We start from the raw sequence: 17,534 nt of genomic DNA, 5'->3' as shown, positions 1-17,534 counted from the left end.
CACAGCTAGAAAGCCCCTACTGAAGCCCCCCCCACATCGCACCCAAACCGCAAAAATAAAAGATAGACGCAGTCCAATCATTAATTTGGACGGAATATAAATATTAAAATAGACGATCAACAACCATGAAGGTAGACGGTCAAGAGCACCGATCCTACACTGCGCCCATTGAACCCATACCGATCAGGTAGCCCTGTGACTACGACCCTTCACCCTCGTTATCTGCAGCAACAGGTGCTCGATGCCCTCAGCGACACGCCTGTCGTGTGCATCCTTGGCCCACGCCAGGTCGGCAAAACCACCCTAGCTCGCCAGCTGGAGCCAGGACGCACCTATGTCTCCTTCGACGACAACACAATGCTGGCTGCCGCCCGCTATGACCCACTGGGGTTTGTGGCAGGTCTTCCGGACCGGGTGATACTCGATGAAGTACAACGCGTTCCCGAGTTGCTGACCGCGATCAAACTCTCGGTCGACAATGATCGTCGCCCTGGTCGCTTCATTCTGACCGGGTCGGCCAATCTGCTGCTGTTGCCCAACGTGCAGGAGTCGCTCGCAGGACGAATGGAGGTGATCTATCTCAACCCGCTCTCGGAGCAGGAAAAACACCATAGCGCCTTCTCGCTCCTGGAAGCCCTGCTGACCAACCAGATCAAGCCCGCCATCACGGGAGTTCAGCCCCCTGTGACCGGCATTGCCGAAGCGGTCGTAGGCGGTGGCTACCCCGAGCCGAACACCAGAACGGAGGCGCGTGCCCGCCAGTGGTACCGCCAATACCTGAATGCCATTATTCAGCGGGATGTGCAGGACATCGCCAACATCCGCGACGGAGATGAACTGCTGCGCCTGCTCCAACTCATCGCCCTGCGCACCGGCAACCTAATCAACATCAGCAATCTGATGCAGGACATCGGTCTGCAGCGCGACACTATCAGTCGCTACCTGTCAGTGCTGGAGCGGTTGTTCCTGGTACGCACGCTGCCGGCATGGCACCGCAATGCAGCCAAACGACTGATCAAGTCCCCCAAGATCCACATCATCGACTCAGGCCTGGGTAGCGCACTCACTGGCCTGAAGGCAGCCGATTGGAACAAGCCCGATAACGCCTTTGGCGGGATGCTGGAAAGCTTTGTCGTACAGCAACTGATCTGCCAGTCCGGGTGGTGTGACAGCGAATTGCGCTTCTCCCATTACCGCGACAAAGACCAGCTCGAAGTGGATTTAGTCATCGAACAGGATGACCGCCTCTGGGGAGTGGAAGTGAAAAAGTCCGCCTCCATACAGGGGCGCGATGCTCGAGGTCTGGCACGACTGGCCGAACAAGCTGGTAGTAGCTGGCAGGGCGGCATCCTGCTGTACACAGGCACCAGCACCCTCCCGTTGGCGGATATACCGAACGCCTTTGCAGTCCCCATGAGTCAGCTGTGGCAGAAAGGCTAACCTTGAGTGTGCCTGCCTTAAGCGCACACACAAACTTCGCTGGCCGCCACTGACACCCAACCTTACACCTCGTAGGAGGCCTTTCACGTGTCACCGAAGGAAGCCAAGCGTATTCTCGAGCTCCTCGCCAACGGCGTAGATCCCGTCACCGGCGAAATTTTGCCTGGAAATCATGTGGTGAACTCACCTGACGTGATAAGGGCGCTGTTCCTGGCTGCACAAGCTCTCGACACTGATCCAGTCAAACTTCAAAAACCCAGTTCCGGCGGGCAAGCAGGAAAGCCGTGGACTGTCGACGAAGAGCAACGGCTGATCGCAGAGTTTGAAAGCGGCGCTTCAATCGAACAGATGTCAATAACTCATGAGCGCAGCAAGGGTGGGATTGCTGCACGTCTAGTCCGACTTGGAAAAATCGATGAGCGTTCTGATCTGTACGTACGCGAGCCTCGCCCAACCGCGCAGTCGTGAGGTAATCCCCAGAGAAAGCAGTGCCTCTGGCGGAAACAGTCACTGGCGGAAGACCGTATATGACCGAGGGCAGACACCAAATTTCAACTATCCACGTACCCCAATCACCTCTTCCCAGCGCGTCGTGTAGCGCTGGCTGAGCATTTCTCTGCGCATAGCCCAGGCCGGTGCAGCAGGCACGCTGCCGATACGCACGGTGCCTCGTCCTTCCTTCTGATTGATTTGGTCGACCACCGCCATCAGCCGCTCAGCTCCGCGGCGTGGCGCCGGCGAGAACAGGTCTGGCGTCAGCTCGCCGCGCCGGCTTAGGCCCATCAGCAAGATGGAGCATTTCGAATATGGGTAGCCGGGGCGATATATCTGCGTCAGCCCTTGCTGGGCGAGCGCCAGGATCTCGCGTGTGTCGTCTGTCGGCACTGGCAGTGCCAGGGTAACTGCATTGGCGTAGCGCAGCCCCCTAAGGTCTGCCAGCTGGGTTTGTAGGCCCACCTGGATGGTGCTGCACAACGAGGTCTGGCTACGCAACTTCTCCGCCGCCCGGCTCACGTAGGCGGCCAGCGCCTCGCGAATCGGCGCCAGCTCCGTCTGGCGCACGCCGAACATCTTGCTTGAGCAGATGGCCTCTTTTGGTGCTGGCCCCTCGTTGAAGCCGATGCAACTGATGCCACCCAGCTCGCGCGCGGTGCGCTCCATGGTCACGCCGAAGGTTTTGCGCAGCGTACCGATATCGAACTGGGCCAGATCCCACGCGGTGGTGATATTTAGCGCCGCCAACTTGGCCGCCGAGCGATGGCCAACGCCCCACACCTCGCTCACCGGTGCTATGCGCAGCAGCTTCTCCTGCCGGGCCGGGGAGGTCAGATCGAGCACACCGCCGGTGCCCTTCCACTTCTTCGCGGCCCAGTTGGCCAACTTCGCCAGGGTTTTGGTGGTGCTGACTCCGACCCCCACCGGCATGCCAATCTCACGCGCCAGGCGCTGCCGGATGTGCCGGCCGTGTGCCTCGATATCGGCGATGCCGGTCATGTCGCCCCAGGCCTCATCGATGGAATACACCTCAATGCCGGCCAGTTCCTCGGCCATAACCCGCATCACGCGGTTGCTGATGTCGGCATACAGGGTGTAGTTGCTGGAGCGTGCCACCACACCATGCCGGCGCATTTGCTCGCGCACCTGGTAGTAGGCGGCGCCCATGCCAATGCCCAGCACCTTCGCCTCCGCCGATCGGGCGATCACGCAGCCGTCGTTGTTCGAAAGCACTACCAACGGCCGGCGCTTCAGCTCCGGCTGGCAGATACGCTCGCAGCTGCAGTAGAAGGAATTGCAGTCGATTAGCGCGAACACGCGCCCGGTACCGCTCATGGCGCAACGTGGCTGACCACCCAGCTCACCACGCCCCACACCTCGATAGGCTCTTCACCATCCAGCTGCACATCCGGCACCACCGGGTCGGCAGCCCTCAGCCACAGACCGCCGAACAGATCCCGCGCCACCAGCCGCACGCGGTAGCCCTCGCCTCCCAGATCAACCACCACTAGCCTTCCCTCCAGGTGGCCGGCAGCACGGTTCACAATCAAGCGGTCACCCGGAAAAATGCCGAACCCGAGCAGCGTGTCATCCAGCACCTGCACACCCCAGATATGCGGCGCGCCCAGGCCAGTGAGACGGTCGAGGGAAAGCCCCTCTTCCTTCTCGTCGTCAGCAGGCGACTGGAAGCCGGTGATACGAAGGTCTGCGGCGTCGGAGAGGAGGCGCTCACGCAGGCGCGCACCGCGGGCAAGGATGGAAAGGGACATCTGGGCACTTCCGAAAAAACTGTTTATATATACAGTATTCGAGAAGAGCCCAATTCGGTCAATCCGCCAGTATCACCCCGCCGACAGTTGGCCAGTCGTTCACCAGCTCGGCACGCAGGATCTTCACCTGGTTGGGCGCCTCGATAGCCAGGCGCACCTTGCCATGATCCACCTCCAACATCTGCACGGTAATACCGTCGCGCAGCAGCTTGTCGGTATCTACGGCAGGATCGATGGTAAGCCGGATCTGTTCGCCGGCACGCCGGGTAAGACATAGATTGCCCATGATGGAACTCCTTTTCCGCTGGGTAGGGAATGTGCGTCCTGCTCCGGCAGTCTAGAACATGACAAACGGCGCGAAAGCGCGAGGAGTCAAGAATGTGTGGTGGTGTGCAGGCCCGCGTGGCCGACCAGGTGTGGAAGATCTACTTTCCCAACCCCAAGGCCGCCCTGCCCGTGCTGCAGGCAGACGGTACCACCGAGTGGGTGCTCTGGGGCCGACGACGCGAAGAACCTGGCCACCTACCCACCACCGGCTGGGCACGGCACGACTCAATCACAGCCGGCAAGTGGGCACGCTACCAACCGCGAACGGTAAGCATCCTGGCGGAACGGTTCATGGAAAAAGATGCCGAGCGAGTGTCGCATTGGTTCGACCTGGAGCCAGGTCAGGCACTAGAGGGGCTATTGCTGGAGACGGGCATAGAGCGGCGGGTGTATGTAGTGACCACCACCTCGCCTGAGGGCTATGCCTGGGCACATGACCGGTGGCCGCGACTTCATACCAATCTACGCGATACAGCCCAGTAGCGAGGTCATCAGTTTTCCCTGACTTGAGTACCCCCCGCTTCCCCCAGACCTACCACTACCTCAGCAACTCCCGCACTGTGCTCGCCGGATGGGCGAGCGATATACCGATTTGCTGACTGCAAAGGCCGTCCAGCCGTGAAGCAATGTGTCGCAAAAAACACATTTCGAGTACACGTTGTACCCCATATGTCCTCAACGGCGACACTTTTCCAACCGTCAGCTAAACACATGTTCGATTCCCCCTTGAACCATGTCACGCCTTAGTCTTGACCACTTTCGTCGAGCATGAATCGATAGGTAAGCGCCTCTGCAGCGAGCACACCGGCGAACTGAACAGATGTGGTTGGCTGCAGTGAGAGCTGATCTAACGGATTTGTAATTATTCGCACCTCAGGATTCCCAGCCCCTGTTTGAAGGTTGCCGATTACGACTAGAAAGAAGTTAGAAGTAGTCCGCGCCCTCTCGATCTGGCTGGGCTCGAGTCGAATCACGTCAGGAATGGCGCCGGCATGCACCTTGTACTCATAGAAGTTGTTCAGCTGATCGACTGCATCTGCTCCAACGTTGTGCTGATTGCGAATGTCGACGATCTCGCTTTCGTCAAGTCCAAGAACCCACCGACAAATCTCTGCACCAAGGCTCTCTTGTTCCTCTTGCGTGTAGTTGCGCGTGGCCGCCCCAGCACCTGGCGGTCGCTTCGCTTTGGGCTTGTTCTTATTGGCATCCTGCAGCAGCTTACCGCCCCTCGTCGGGTCCTTTGGTATCGCAGAATCTTTCGTGTGGGCTCCCACCAGAATCTCCCCAGTGGGGTTCTTCAGTCTCAGTGTCGAGATGTCTACCAGGGTCTTGGGTGGCTGCTTCCGCGCATTGCCCTCTTCCGCGCTCCCGGTCTGCCTACCGCCTGGCCTTGCGCGCAACCTCTTCTGACGGCGTCGCTCCGATTCCTCTGACAACTGTTGGAGCACGACGCCGCCAGCGGCCTCGCGCTCGGCCCTGGCCTGTTTTTCCTCAGCCTCCAGACTCGCGGCTGTCTTAATCACCTCAGCTCGATGCCCCGCCTTCGCAGCCGCCCAAGCGGCCAGCCAATCATGGGCCATCCGCCGCGTGTCACTGGCAAAGACCGTCGCGATCGCGTATGCGCCGGAATCCGGGTCGCCGAGGTCGTCTGGATGGGCGATGTAAAACGTGGCTGCGTCCGTGTCGATCCAAGCTCGAGGCGTGAAGGACAAAACCTTGCCTGGGATAATATCGTCCAACGTGACAGTTAGGTCTTGCAGAACGCAGACGTTGAACCGCGATAGCTCGTCCCATGACACCCGTATGCTGGCTTCACTATACGAGTCGCTCAGCGCTAGATCCTTGCGCAAGTTTGAAACTGCGCTAGAAAACATGCTGGTGAGCTCAGGGTCGTACTCTGCATGTTCGGCCCCCTTGACCCTGGTCTGGGAGGCGTCGACACGCTTGAGCCCGTATGGCTCGACCAGTGAGTCTAATTGCGCAAGCGCTCCACCTGGAGTCCAGATCGGAATCTGGCCCGACAATCCGCCAGCAATTAGCGGGTTTTCAACCGCGAAGACGGGGCGCGCCGACATCCAGTGATCGCCAACCCACACGGGGCTTCTAACTAGCTTTCCCCGTTGATCGACCGACGCTCCGGCAAGAATGCGCAACGCTTCCAGCATCACAAGCAGTTGCTCCTTGGTCGGGGTACTCCGCTTGGCTAACTTTCGAAGAGTCTCCTTCGCGTCCGTTACGTCCGGGGGGCGCACCTCCAGCGCCTTCCACAGTGGATCCGCACCCTCGACGGCCGGAACAAACGGCTGCATGAGGCCAAATACGGCACGACCGCTTCTTACAACTGACGGTCGCCGCCACCCGACGTTGGTGGCAATCAGCCCCTCACCCTTCCCGAACTCCGAGCGCAGCGCGCCTAGGGTCAATTGACCAGGGCGGCGAGACGCTCCGCGGCCAGGGATTTGGGCTGCGAGCGCTCGGTACAGGGGCGCTGCATGGTCCGCAGCTGCGGCCGCATCGTCAGGGTACTTGTCACGAATCGCACGTAGCCTGTCGATAAGCTGGTCAGGACGAGGGTCGCCCGCAACGCCCAGGACTGCAAGTACCTCCTGGTAGGCAGCATTATCGAGCCGGTCATTGAGGTATTCAGAAGGGGCACTCCCGAAAAAGGCCTCCGTAACTGCCGTCCGAATCCGGAGATTGTCAGGTTCAGCGGCAGCCCCACTGGCCGATGTGAGCCATTGAATCGAAGCGGCCTTCGCCACCCACCACGCATCGACGTGGTCCCGATTCTGCCAAGAGCGGTAATCGCTGACCGCACGTACCTTTGTGTAAGGGGCCAGACGGTCCCAGGCACGATTAAGACTATTCAGGACTGCGCTTGCACGACGGATTCTGTCGGTGGCCTTCTTTTCGCGTGCAATGTTCGAAAGCACTGCATCCAAGTCGGGCGACATCAGATCCGCCAACGTATATGTTGCCCCGACATCATTCATCTGGTCACTGCGCCGTCGCGGTGTGCCAGTCTCAAAGCGACTGACTCCCGGCTCGGTATACGCGAAGCGCTGAACGTGCGCTGGATGCTTGACCAGTCGTGGGGCAGTCTCAGCCCCAAGGTAGCGAAACAGACGCTGAGCTCCGACCCCTTCGCGGCCGGACTCGGCACGCAACTTCTCCGCATACCGGCTGTGAAGCCAGACAAGGCCTGGCGTCTTGCCCGCAGCCACTCGCCAAGCGTTCGCCTCGCGCTCGATGATGTAGGCCTCACTCGGCTTCGCCGTCGTGGGTATTTTCTTTCCAGCGTTGTCATAGGTAACAGCAGCAAATCGGACCGCTTGACCAATGCCGTCCCCCAATGTCTGGCGGTCGCCAATTGGCAGCTGCTCAAACGCCATGCGAAGCGCGTCAGCCTGCTCGTCAGTCAGCGGCGCATTGAGTTCAAGTCCATCGTTGCCTGCGTTCGCGAGCACACGCAACGCAACATTATCGGTTGCCTCCATGAGAAGAAGATCCCTTCTCTGGAGCCATTCTCGCACGCTCCTCCATCCCGGCCGCTCTCCGTATGCAGGATGAAGTCGTTGACCTATGTCGAGAACATCCCACAGGGTACCCGCCTCCTCGGGCAGCAGAACGCCAAGGCCGACAACGTCCGAGGGGGTCACCCGGTCGACATCATTCAGAACGATGCACGGACGATTTTCTAGCTCATTAGTTGAGTCAGTCTCTACAGCGATGGCGACGAGGTCCGCCACGAACTCCGGAGAGCAGCAGACGTCGTCGAGCAATTTAAGAGCGTCGACCACCTCAACGAGTTTCGGAGTTTCCGCCCCAATGTCACGAAGCGCTTCTAGCGTATCTCGCCAACGATTGTCGTCTGATCTCACTGCCGCGATTACGGTCCCTGCGGTGCCCGCGATGGTCTTGACGTCGTTAGGGGTCAAGACGTGCTCAAGCTCAGGGGCTTCGTACGATAGCTCATGGAGGTGATAGCGCTGTCCATCATCCGGTAGGGTAATTATCTTGGCGAATGCTGTACGCGCGGCTTCCATCAAATGCCGATCGATTTCGGCTCGCAGTTGTCCGGTAGTTTGCCCGTCGTCGTCCAACTCATCTTTCAGGGGAACCGCAGCCCATGCGGCAACAGGGTTCCGATCAAAGTGCTCAAGCACGGCGTCAAGCCACAGGGCACTGAGCGGCTCGACTAATGAGTGATTCCATGGATCGTCGGAGATGTCTCGGCGGCTGGTCAGCGGATCGAATTGGGCCATCATTCGAAAGGGCAGACCGATCGGGCGTACCGGAAGGCCGACATGCAGATGTCCGATGTCCGGCCCGATGAGAGAAAACGCAACAGCGATTGGAGTGAACCGTGTCTGGGCCTTGCGCGACCGAGTGCGGCCCGTGGGTACAGGGACCGACCGTGAGTAGACGACCCACTCTCGAGAGTCGGAGGCTTTGGCAACACGCCGAGTCATCTCACCACTGGTGCTCTTAACAAGCTCGGGGGCGCCGCGATCCAGGTGAAGTTTGGCTAGCACATCGCCGGCAGGCCCCCGCAACACCACAGTGTTGAGAGCGGACAAGAAGACCAATCCGGCGTCGCTCCAACGCTTCAGCCATTCGGCCACGATTGTCGCGGTAGACGCGTCAGGCTTCAATGGGATCACGAACGTCGTCATGGTGTCCGCCAGCTCCTCACCCGGCCACGTCACATTGCTCTTGGCAACCGACAGATCGTTTGCTTGGTAGCGCACACGGAAGTGGCCCTGATGGACCTCAAGGACGTCGGAAAGCGCATGAAGTGTTTTCAGACCAATTCCAAACCGACCCAACTGATCCGGGTCGTCGACTTTGAGGCTAAGCCAGGGGATCGCGAGCGCCCACACGTCGTGAAGAGTAAGTACCGCCCCGTTGTGCCGGAACATGAGGCACGACCCGGTCGCATCAACCGCAAACTCTGCGGACGTTGCGCCAAGATCGTCGGCATTTTGGATGAGCTCGGCGAGCCCCTGTAGCCGGTCATCGCTGATGTGTCCCGCACTAGACTCAGCATTAGCAAGCGCGTTCCGAATGCTTGCAGGCAGAGCCTTGAGTTCGTCCGAAAGCGCTGTGACACCAGCATCCGCGGCTAGCCCGTCTCGAGGAATAAACGAAAAGATACGGGGCGTTGCAGGGTCGTGGTGAACGACTTCCAGGGCACGCCTCCGAGCATCCTCCGCAGTAAAAATCCGCTGCTCCCGCCGTAATGCCATTCAGTCACCCAATCCGTGATTCTTCGTTGCCGCCAAACTTTATGGACCCACACTTCCCCGATACGGCGCACTAAGGCGACCAGAACGCAGCCACATCGCACTTTTAACCATTCGGGAACGACGCGTTGAGTTCCTAGCAGAGGGATTCAACCGTTCTGCTCAAGGCCTCTGCCCAGTTACTCGCCGCTCACCTCATCCGACAAAGCTCCGGAAGCTCGCCCGGAAGTCCGTCGGCTTTAGGTGCACATGCTGGGCGAGATCGCCGTTGAGCGTGAACAAGCGTGGCCCCTCTCTGAATTGGAACACCCGGTAGAGGTAAAACTGGTCTCCAACTTCCTTAGAAAACTCGAGCTCGTTGTGGCTGACCAGGAATGACGAAGCAACGCTGCCATTAGTGGTTTTGACTTCGATGAAGCGGTGCCGAACGGCGTCTTCGAACGACAGAATGTCGAAGCCAGCGCCATCTCCTTGCGTGTCTGCCACCCAATCCAGGCGCTGGAATAGCTCAGGATTGCCCATGTCAGTCAGGCGCTGTTGTTCAAATTCGATTACCCACTGCTCCCCCGCCCGACCCAGCTTGCGGTTAGCCTCATCGCGAGCGGCAAAGTCGAGCTTGCGCGGCAGCCGTTGCCGAACGGCACCAGAGCCACGCACAAGCACATCTCGCGTCGGAGCCTCGACCAGGGCAGCAAGATACGTCTTCTCGCTGGGCAACTTTACCTCCTCCATTGCATCGACGATGGTACCTACAAGCTGCTGGTGCCTAAGTACATACGCGTGTACAGCTTTGCGGAGCAGCAGCTGGCTGTTGCCCCTTGGCTTGTAGCCGTTGATGTAAGGAAGGCCCAGTGAGTCGAGTACGGCGCTGATGTTCTGGTGCTTGAGCTCAACCGAGGATTTACTCCGGCCGTTCAGCAGTCGTCGTAGCGCCTGGTTATGCTCGGACTTATTAAAAGGTCTCCCAGCGGCTTCAGCGCGCAGCATTTCAAAGTAATCGCTGACAGTGGCCTCCACCTCCATTTCCGACCAATCTTCACCGATGCGGATGATGGTAAAACCGAGGGTAGTTAGCACAGGCACAACCGTGGCTTCGCCGCCCGAGAAACTGTCTGCGCTTAGCGGCCCCTGGTCGGGGAACTGCTTGCCGAAGGCGACGCCGGCAATTGCTTTGGAGTCGCAGTCGACCCCTGTTTGGGGATCACGCACCAGAAAATCGCGTGACTTACCAAAGCCATATCGCGCCAGGAATTTCGTTCTCCCAAGCTGCACAAATTCATCGATAGCAGCCTGTACAGCCGCCGGACTTCGAAGCAGGGAGAGCAGAGACATCGGTTCCTTCCTTTCTCAGTTGCATCAGGCGACGTGTAACGCAATGCAGCTCGCCAGTAATCCACCCGGAATTCCCTGACGTAGCATGGCAGATCATGCATTGCCAATGACTCGAAGCTTCATCGCGCGGGTTTCTAACAGATACGTTTCAACCCCAGCCAACAGATGCAACCCCTCTTCGTTAACCGCTGCGCGCGATAGCCCTGGCTGTACAATTCGAACGTCGAACTCATAGCGATAATCTTGCCAGCTCGCCTTCAGCTTCTTGAGCGATGCTGCGGTACCCAGTTCGAATCGAGAACTCTGCCCTTTTTCGAGACGAAGCTTCTCTCGCTTCAGCATGTGAGCAAACATGCGATTCGGACGATCGCGCCACCGAGCAGATTTCTGCGCTTGCCCGCAGACCTCGTAGAGATCTCCGAGGCGAGATCCAGGGGTATCGCTACTTGAAAACTTGCAATGGTAGAGCGTGACCTGCACTAAGCTGTCAGTGACACGCAGCGAAACCACGTCAGCAATTTCCCCTTTCCCGTCATCGTCAAAAATCAGATCATATACGTTGCCATCGGAGAGCAAGTATTCAATGACCTTACGCTGGACAGAGTCGGGGCGCTTCTCGACACCCTGAGATTCGGCCCGTATGTTGGTTGCGGACCAATCCCACTCAAAAATCTTGTCAGTTGGGTATGGCTCAACAGACACATCTTCAGGCAGCGCGTAGAGATGGCTGTAGATCAGAAGCGACCCGTCTCCAAAGTCGATCTGTGGTGCATCCTCTCCGAACGACTCAGATAACGCCTTCATGGCACTGCCAATCTTAATGGTTGCCTCCGGCCCCACTCGCTGTGGATAGCGGGCTCCCCCATCGTTGAACTCGATTTCAAACTCGGCGGCATGGGCGTCGCTGGTTACGGCGAATCGCAGCGGGCCGGTTCTCTCATGACTGAGAAGCTCGATATCGCATTCGGCGAATGGGACAACCTGGCCATCGAAACTGATTTCTATACGCTCTTCGATCTGTGTCATAAGCGACTCCGGCCAGTGAATCGCGACGGGAGGAGCCGCGGGCCTCTCGCTGATCTGGCGAGGCCGCATCGCACTTTTGAACACTTCATCAGTGGTAATTCCGGAATCGCTCACCAATCGACCGATTCCCTGGCACCAATCCACCCAATCGGTCAGATCCCGGACTGGAGTGATCGACCAGAACTTACCCTTCACCGAGCAACCACGAATGGTCGGTACACCATCAAGGAAGCCGGTAGCAAAGACGTTGTTCTTAATCCTGGACTGCTTAGCGGTGTCAAGGCCGTCAGCGACATCAACGCCCATGTACATGGAATAGCGCACTCCGCGGCCCTGATGATGGGTGAGTCCCAGGTTGCGCAGAATCAGCCGTTTGAAGCCATGAAGACTCCGAAACACGTCTTCACCCTCAATTCGGCGAGCGCTATCGCCACAGATAGCCTTGGCAAGCTTGTCATGAGGGCCCTTTGTGGAGCTGCTAATGAACAGGAGTCCAGCTTCCTCATCCCAATGCATCATGTGCAGATCCCAGATGACATTGGTGGCTAGCTGAGCTGTAGTCCAGCCTGCCTGTTCTTCATTGCGCGTAACGAATATGGCGACTCGGCGCTGCTGATTGAGCTTCATGCCGCGATAAACGCCGGCAGGGAAGAGATCCTCTACTTGCAGTGGATCCCAAATTTCGCATGTCGTCCTATAAACGACAGCATTCATTTTTGGCTCCAGGGTCTGCAGTGCGGATTCCACGCTGACTCGGACACCCATTCCACGCACATCCGGACAGTGATTCCACGCTGATCCGGACACTCATTCCACGAGCATCCGGACACCGATTCCACGGCCATCCGGACACTTTCCAGGCNATGCGGAGCCAAGTGCTGATGCAGTTCGCTCAGGTCGAGGAACTGATCGATGCCACGCAACAGGTGATTGGCCGGGACGTGATCGTCCAGATTGAACGTGTAGAACAGAGGGGCCTGAGCGGCCTGCTGACGTCCCATCATCGTGGAGAACTCCACTGCGCTGATGGAGGTTTAGTGAACCAGCTTCGGCCAGCTCACTCAACCGAGTTTTTCAACGGAATAGGCCAAAAGCAGTCCGCCGGAGCTCTCGATGAAACCAGGGGCGACTCAGCCCGACCAGGCGCGCCCCTCAAGCCAGGCAGCTCTGGCTTGAGGATTAGACACTGAGCCGAATAACCTCGCTAATCGGCTCACAGACGAGCAGCCCCCTGAATGCCCCTTGAATAGCCCCCATCAGCGCCCCTGGCAGGCATCCACCCGCAGGCGCCGCTCAAGCAGCCGGAAGCCTTGGACCAGAACATAGGCGGCAACCAGGTAAAACACCCCGGCGGCAAAGAAGATCTCAACCGGCTGGTAGGTGCGGGCGATGATGGTGCGTGACATGCCGGTCAGTTCCAGCAGGGTGATGGTACTGGCCAGAGCGCTGGCCTTGAGCATCAGAATCACCTCGTTGCTGTAGGCCGGCAGGCCGATGCGCGCCGCCCGCGGCAGGATGATGTGCAGCAGCGCCTGCGCCCGCGACATGCCCAGTGCCCGCGCGGCCTCGATCTCGCCCGGCGGAATGGCCTGGATCGCGCCGCGCAGAATCTCGGCGATATAGGCTGCGGTGTGCAGAGTCAGGGTGATGATCGCGCACCAGTAGGGGTCGCGCAGATAGGGCCAGAGGGGGCCCTGGCGCACGGCCTCGAACTGCGCCAGGCCGTAGTAGACCAGGAACAGCTGCACTAAGAGCGGCGTGCCACGGAAGAAGAAGATGTAGCCGTAGGGCAAGGCGCGCACCCACCACTGCCGCGACGACCGCGCAATACCCAGCGGCAGGGCCAGGAGCAGGCCGGCGAGCACGGCGATGGCGACCAGTTCCAGCGTCAACGCGGCACCCTCGGCGATCCGCGGCAGCCACTTGAGGATCAACTCCCAGTTCATGCGGCGGCCCTCACGAAACCACGACCGGCGCGCTTCTCCAGGAAGAACAGACCGTTCATGGCGATGATGGTCAGGCTCAGATAGATGAGCGCAGCCACCAGATAGAAGGTGAAGGGTTCCTTGCTGGCAGTCACCGCGATCTGCGAATTGCGCATGATTTCCTCCAGGCCAATCACCGAGATCAGCGCGGTGTCCTTCATCAGGATCATAAACAGGTTACCCAGACCGGGCAGGGCGATGCGCCACATCTGCGGCAGCACCAGACGCCAGAGAATCGCCGAGCGAGACAGTCCCAGCGCCAGGCCGGCCTCGCAATGGCCGCGCGGAATGGCCAGGATGGCGCCACGGAACACCTCGGTGGCATAGGCGCCGAAGCAAAGGCCAAGGGCGACGCTGCCAGCAGCGAAGGCGCTGAGTTCCAGCTCCGGATAGCCGATCAGCTCACCCAGGCTGCGCAGCAGGTTGACCGTGCCGAAATAGATCAAGAGCACCCAGAGCAGTTCGGGCACGCCGCGTACCAGGGTCGAATAGCTGCCACCCAGCCACTGCAACGATTTGTACGGAGAGGTCTTGGCCAACGCGCCGAGCAGGCCGAGCAGCAGGCCCAGCGACAGCGCCGACAGGGCCAGCTTGATGGTCATCAGGGCGCCGATAGCCAGCGCCGGGCCGAAGCCATAGAGATCGAATGTCATAGTTCAAACCATCGCAGGGACTGGCGCGCCCCATGGGAGCCACGCCAGCCGGGCCGATCAGTAAATGCTGAAGGGGAAGTACTTGGCGTTGATCTTCTGATAGGTGCCGTCGGCGATTATGGTTTGCAGCGCGGCGTTCAGCTGCGCCTGCAGCGGGTCGCCCTTGCGTACGGCGATGCCGATCTTGTCGTTGTCGAAGACCGGTTCGCCCTTGAACTCGAAGCCCTTGCCGGCATCGCTCTTGATCCATTCCCAGTTGACGAACTTGTCGGCCAGCACGCCGTCGAGGCGGCCCGAGGTCAGGTCGAGGTAGGCGTTTTCCTGGGTGTCGTAGAACTTGATGTCGACCACATCGCCCATGTTGTCCTCCAGCCAGGTGCCGGCCATGGTGGCACGTTGGGCGCCGATCACCTTGCCTTTCAGGCTGGCCTTGTCGGTCTTGAGGTCGCTGCCTTTGGCGGCGACGTATTGCAGTTTGTTGGTGTAGTAGGGGACGGTGAAGTCCACCGCCTGCTTGCGCTCGTCGGTGATCGACATGGAGGCGACGATGGCGTCGAATTTCTTCGCATTGAGCGCCGGGATGATGCCGTCCCAGTCGGAGGTGACCACTTCGCACTCGACCTTCATCTGTGCGCACAGGGCATTGGCGATGTCGACGTCGAAGCCGCCGACCTTGCCGCTGGCGTCGATCAGGTTGAAGGGCGGGTAGGCGCCTTCGGTGCCGATTTTCAGTTTGTCCGCGGCGATGGCGCTGCTGCCGAAGGCCAGAGTAGCGATTGCGGTAACCAGGATCTTCTTGTAGTTCTGCATGCGATGAGGCTCTGTTAGTGATGACTGGACATGAATTGTTTGCAGCGCGCCGATTGCGGGTTGCCGAACACCTGGTCGGGGGAACCCTGTTCCTCCACCAGGCCCTGATGGAGGAACACCACTTCACTGGAGACCTGGCGAGCGAAGCTCATCTCGTGGGTGACCAGCAACATGGTGCGCCCCTCCTCGGCCAGCGCGCGGATCACGCTGAGGACCTCCTGAACCATCTCCGGATCGAGCGCCGACGTCGGCTCGTCGAACAGGATTACCTTGGGCTGCATGGCCAGGGTGCGGGCGATGGCGGCGCGCTGTTGCTGGCCGCCGGAAAGCTGATTGGGGTAGGCGTGGCGCTTGTCGGCGATGCCGACCTTGGCCAGCAGGGCTTCGGCGATTTCGGTAGCTTCGGCGCGACTCTGACCGAGCACGCGGCGCGGTGCCTCGATGATGTTGTCGAGCACGCTCATGTGCGGCCACAGGTTGAAATTCTGGAAGACGAAACCGATCTCGCTGCGCAGGCGGTTGATCTGCTTGCCATCGGCGGCGACCAGCTCGCCGCTCTTCGCCGCCTTCAGCTTGAGTTCTTCGCCGGCGACCAGGATCTGCCCCTGGTGTGGGCTTTCCAGCAAGTTGATGCAGCGCAGGAAGGTCGACTTGCCGGAACCGGAGGAGCCGAGGATGGAAATCACATCGCCGTCGCGGGCGGTGAGGGAGATGCCCTTGAGCACTTCAAGATCCCCGTAACGCTTGTGCAGGTCGCGGATTTCCAGCGCGGGCGTTGAGCCAGTCATATCAGTACCTCTTATTATTCTTGTGCGTCGCGAATACTGCGCGGCCACCGCACCGCCCACCTAACAGCGATGCGTCATCGGTGGTCTGGATTGCGCCAGGAAGACGAGCAGCCAGCCAGGCGGAATGCACTACACGGCAAAGCCGCTAGCTGTTTCCAGGTACCGATGTAAACCAGGAAGCGGCAACGCCTCAGTCGAAAATAACGACTCGGATCATTCCAAAAACAAGTACCTTTCCGAGCGATACGCCCATGCTCCAGAGGCCTGCAAGCCCCCAGTCATGCCGCTGGGCGCCGCTGACGCAACGGCAGGTTTGCAACCTCGAGAGTGGGGGGATGGTCCGCCCACCTTCGCCCGGCGCATTGGACGTGGCAAGGTGAAGGTCCGCCAGGCGCGGGAGCCCTATCCCGCATCAGGGAACCAGCAGCTGCGTGGCTCCCCGGCAGCCGGGCGCTCACACGCGAAATTGCTCGATCAGGCGAGTCAGCCGACTGTCGAGCCGGCGGATATCAGTCGCTGCAGCATGCGTCTGCTCCATGGTGGTGACACTGTCCTGGGTCAGGCTGCCGAGGCGGACAACGCCAGTGCCCACCTCTTCGGCTACTCGCGCCTGCTCGCTGGCCGCCTGGGTGATGTGCTGAATGTTGCCATCGATCGCATCAACCGCCCCGATGATGCTCTGCAAGGCCGCATCGGTTGTCTGGGCGCTGCTGCTGGCCAGCTCCATGGCTTGCCGACTGTCCGCCATCGTTAGCATCGATTCGCGTGTGCGGCCCTGCAGCGCCTCGATGATTGCGCGAATCTGCGCAGTCGATTGCTGTGTACGCTGGGCCAGCGAGCGCACCTCGTCGGCCACCACGGCAAAGCCTCGCCCGGCTTCGCCGGCCCGTGCCGCCTCGATGGCGGCATTCAACGCCAGCAGGTTGGTCTGCTCGGCGATGGCCACGATCACCTCCAGCACCGAGCCAATGCTTTCGCTGTCGGCCCCCAGCAAGTCGATCACCCCGGCCAGTCGCTCGATACGCCCAACCAGCCCCTGCATTGCGGCCCGGCTGGCCTGCACACACTCCTGGCCGCTGCTCGCGGCGCGCCGCGCCTCGCGCGACAGCATCTCGCCCTGGCCAGCGGCATTCACCACCTCCTGAGCACTGGCGGCCATCTCGGTGACGGCCGAGGCAATCAGGCTGTTCTCGTCACGCTGACTGGCGACCTGGCGGTGTGCACTATCCGCCGCCTGCTCCAGCCCGCCGGAGGCCTGCGCGAGCTGGCCCGAAGCCTGCGCCACCTCGACCACCGTACGGCGGATCTTCTCGATAAAAATATTGAAGCTCTCAGCCAATCGCCCCAGCTCATCACGCCCCTGCACCGGCAATCGGCGAGTCAGGTCACCCTCACCCTCGGCCATGTCCTGCAGCATACGGTTGATCCGCGAGATGCTGCGCACCAGCACGGAACCCACCGCATAGGCCACCAGGCTGCCGCACAGCAGAGCAGCCAGCACCAGCCCCCAGAGCAGCCGGTTAACCGCCTGCACCGTACTGTCCGCCGCGCCGGAGGCACGCTCCATGGCCTGCATGATGTCCTGCTGCAAGCGGCTGGCGTGATCGGCGACCTGCGGATCAATGCTTGCCATTTCCGTCAGGGTCCGGTTGCGCGCCTCGAC

General features: G+C 60.0%; 14 protein-coding genes and 2 pseudogenes. 3 read left to right on the top strand and 13 right to left on the bottom strand.

From position 1 onward, the window contains the following. Positions 1–195: 195 nt before the first annotated feature. Both GV001_RS12515 and GV001_RS12510 read left to right on the top strand, forming a co-directional pair. Positions 196–1,440 carry an ATP-binding protein gene (locus GV001_RS12515; protein ID WP_160080293.1) on the top strand — a complete coding sequence of 415 codons (1,245 nt, stop codon included), beginning with the start codon at positions 196–198 and terminating at the stop codon, positions 1,438–1,440. A gap of 87 nt (positions 1,441–1,527) precedes the next feature. Next, on the top strand, positions 1,528–1,908 hold the full coding sequence (locus GV001_RS12510; protein ID WP_125861712.1) for a hypothetical protein: 381 nt from the start codon (positions 1,528–1,530) through the stop codon (positions 1,906–1,908). Between the two features lie 87 nt (positions 1,909–1,995). On the opposite strand, the gene umuC is transcribed toward GV001_RS12510, so the two are convergent. The 3 genes from umuC to GV001_RS12495 are packed head-to-tail and all read right to left on the bottom strand — an operon-like array spanning position 1,996 to position 3,990. Beyond that, the gene (gene umuC, locus GV001_RS12505) at positions 1,996–3,270 is read right to left on the bottom strand and encodes a translesion error-prone DNA polymerase V subunit UmuC (protein ID WP_160080291.1); all 1,275 of its coding nucleotides are present in this window, start codon (positions 3,268–3,270) and stop codon (positions 1,996–1,998) included. Next, entirely contained in the window at positions 3,267–3,704 is a 438-nt protein-coding gene (locus tag GV001_RS12500; RefSeq protein WP_160080281.1) for a LexA family transcriptional regulator, read from the bottom strand. Before GV001_RS12500 ends, umuC begins: the two co-directional genes overlap by 4 nt. A gap of 58 nt (positions 3,705–3,762) precedes the next feature. Then, on the bottom strand, positions 3,763–3,990 hold the full coding sequence (locus GV001_RS12495; RefSeq protein ID WP_160080279.1) for a carbon storage regulator: 228 nt from the start codon (positions 3,988–3,990) through the stop codon (positions 3,763–3,765). 92 nt (positions 3,991–4,082) lie between these two features. Between GV001_RS12495 and GV001_RS20015 the strand changes: the two genes are divergently transcribed. Then, positions 4,083–4,514 (top strand): hypothetical protein, encoded by a 432-nt coding sequence (locus GV001_RS20015; protein ID WP_178091822.1) that lies wholly within the window; start codon positions 4,083–4,085, stop codon positions 4,512–4,514. A 260-nt stretch (positions 4,515–4,774) separates the two neighbouring features. On the opposite strand, the gene GV001_RS12485 is transcribed toward GV001_RS20015, so the two are convergent. The 10 genes and pseudogenes from GV001_RS12485 to GV001_RS20380 form a co-directional block, all read right to left on the bottom strand. After that, positions 4,775–9,280, bottom strand: coding sequence for a sacsin N-terminal ATP-binding-like domain-containing protein (locus GV001_RS12485; RefSeq protein ID WP_372238533.1), 4,506 nt, complete (start codon positions 9,278–9,280; stop codon positions 4,775–4,777). A 192-nt stretch (positions 9,281–9,472) separates the two neighbouring features. Continuing rightward, positions 9,473–10,609 (bottom strand): DUF3883 domain-containing protein, encoded by a 1,137-nt coding sequence (locus GV001_RS12480; RefSeq protein WP_160080275.1) that lies wholly within the window; start codon positions 10,607–10,609, stop codon positions 9,473–9,475. A 93-nt stretch (positions 10,610–10,702) separates the two neighbouring features. Further along, positions 10,703–12,349, bottom strand: coding sequence for a hypothetical protein (locus GV001_RS12475; protein ID WP_218583022.1), 1,647 nt, complete (start codon positions 12,347–12,349; stop codon positions 10,703–10,705). Between the two features lie 149 nt (positions 12,350–12,498). Further along, positions 12,499–12,639 (bottom strand): annotated as a pseudogene (locus GV001_RS20160) (IS5/IS1182 family transposase); the annotation flags it as partial. A 252-nt stretch (positions 12,640–12,891) separates the two neighbouring features. After that, positions 12,892–13,581: an ABC transporter permease gene (locus GV001_RS12470; protein WP_160080273.1), complete on the bottom strand. Its 690-nt coding sequence runs from the start codon at positions 13,579–13,581 to the stop codon at positions 12,892–12,894. Beyond that, positions 13,578–14,273 carry an ABC transporter permease gene (locus GV001_RS12465; protein WP_160080271.1) on the bottom strand — a complete coding sequence of 232 codons (696 nt, stop codon included), beginning with the start codon at positions 14,271–14,273 and terminating at the stop codon, positions 13,578–13,580. The genes GV001_RS12470 and GV001_RS12465 overlap by 4 nt, the downstream gene beginning before the upstream one ends. 57 nt (positions 14,274–14,330) lie before the next feature. Further along, positions 14,331–15,083, bottom strand: coding sequence for an ABC transporter substrate-binding protein (locus GV001_RS12460; protein WP_160080269.1), 753 nt, complete (start codon positions 15,081–15,083; stop codon positions 14,331–14,333). 14 nt (positions 15,084–15,097) lie between these two features. After that, positions 15,098–15,871, bottom strand: coding sequence for an ABC transporter ATP-binding protein (locus GV001_RS12455; RefSeq protein WP_160080267.1), 774 nt, complete (start codon positions 15,869–15,871; stop codon positions 15,098–15,100). A gap of 454 nt (positions 15,872–16,325) precedes the next feature. Then, positions 16,326–17,156: a methyl-accepting chemotaxis protein gene (locus GV001_RS20385; RefSeq protein WP_372238588.1), complete on the bottom strand. Its 831-nt coding sequence runs from the start codon at positions 17,154–17,156 to the stop codon at positions 16,326–16,328. Positions 17,157–17,183: 27 nt separating this feature from the next. After that, positions 17,184–17,438 (bottom strand): annotated as a pseudogene (locus tag GV001_RS20380) (HAMP domain-containing protein); the annotation flags it as partial. Positions 17,439–17,534 lie beyond the last annotated feature (96 nt).

The sequence above is a fragment of the Pseudomonas sp. 8AS genome, assembly GCF_902506505.1.
Lineage (GTDB): Bacteria > Pseudomonadota > Gammaproteobacteria > Pseudomonadales > Pseudomonadaceae > Aquipseudomonas.
Note: the sequence above shows the minus strand (reverse complement) of the source record. Positions and strands in the feature narration are given on the sequence as shown.

Excerpts from the sequence above, each read along its gene's own strand:
- GV001_RS12500 (WP_160080281.1), bottom strand. The coding sequence starts at position 3,704 with ATGTCCCTTTCCATCCTTGCCCGCGGTGCGCGCCTGCGTGAGCGCCTC.
- GV001_RS12470 (WP_160080273.1), bottom strand. The coding sequence starts at position 13,581 with ATGAACTGGGAGTTGATCCTCAAGTGGCTGCCGCGGATCGCCGAGGGT.
- GV001_RS12495 (WP_160080279.1), bottom strand. The coding sequence starts at position 3,990 with ATGGGCAATCTATGTCTTACCCGGCGTGCCGGCGAACAGATCCGGCTT.
- GV001_RS12455 (WP_160080267.1), bottom strand. The coding sequence starts at position 15,871 with ATGACTGGCTCAACGCCCGCGCTGGAAATCCGCGACCTGCACAAGCGT.
- GV001_RS12475 (WP_218583022.1), bottom strand. The coding sequence starts at position 12,349 with ATGAATGCTGTCGTTTATAGGACGACATGCGAAATTTGGGATCCACTG.
- GV001_RS20015 (WP_178091822.1), top strand. The coding sequence starts at position 4,083 with ATGTGTGGTGGTGTGCAGGCCCGCGTGGCCGACCAGGTGTGGAAGATC.
- GV001_RS12480 (WP_160080275.1), bottom strand. The coding sequence starts at position 10,609 with ATGTCTCTGCTCTCCCTGCTTCGAAGTCCGGCGGCTGTACAGGCTGCT.
- GV001_RS12485 (WP_372238533.1), bottom strand. The coding sequence starts at position 9,280 with ATGGCATTACGGCGGGAGCAGCGGATTTTTACTGCGGAGGATGCTCGG.
- GV001_RS12460 (WP_160080269.1), bottom strand. The coding sequence starts at position 15,083 with ATGCAGAACTACAAGAAGATCCTGGTTACCGCAATCGCTACTCTGGCC.
- GV001_RS12465 (WP_160080271.1), bottom strand. The coding sequence starts at position 14,273 with ATGACATTCGATCTCTATGGCTTCGGCCCGGCGCTGGCTATCGGCGCC.
- umuC (WP_160080291.1), bottom strand. The coding sequence starts at position 3,270 with ATGAGCGGTACCGGGCGCGTGTTCGCGCTAATCGACTGCAATTCCTTC.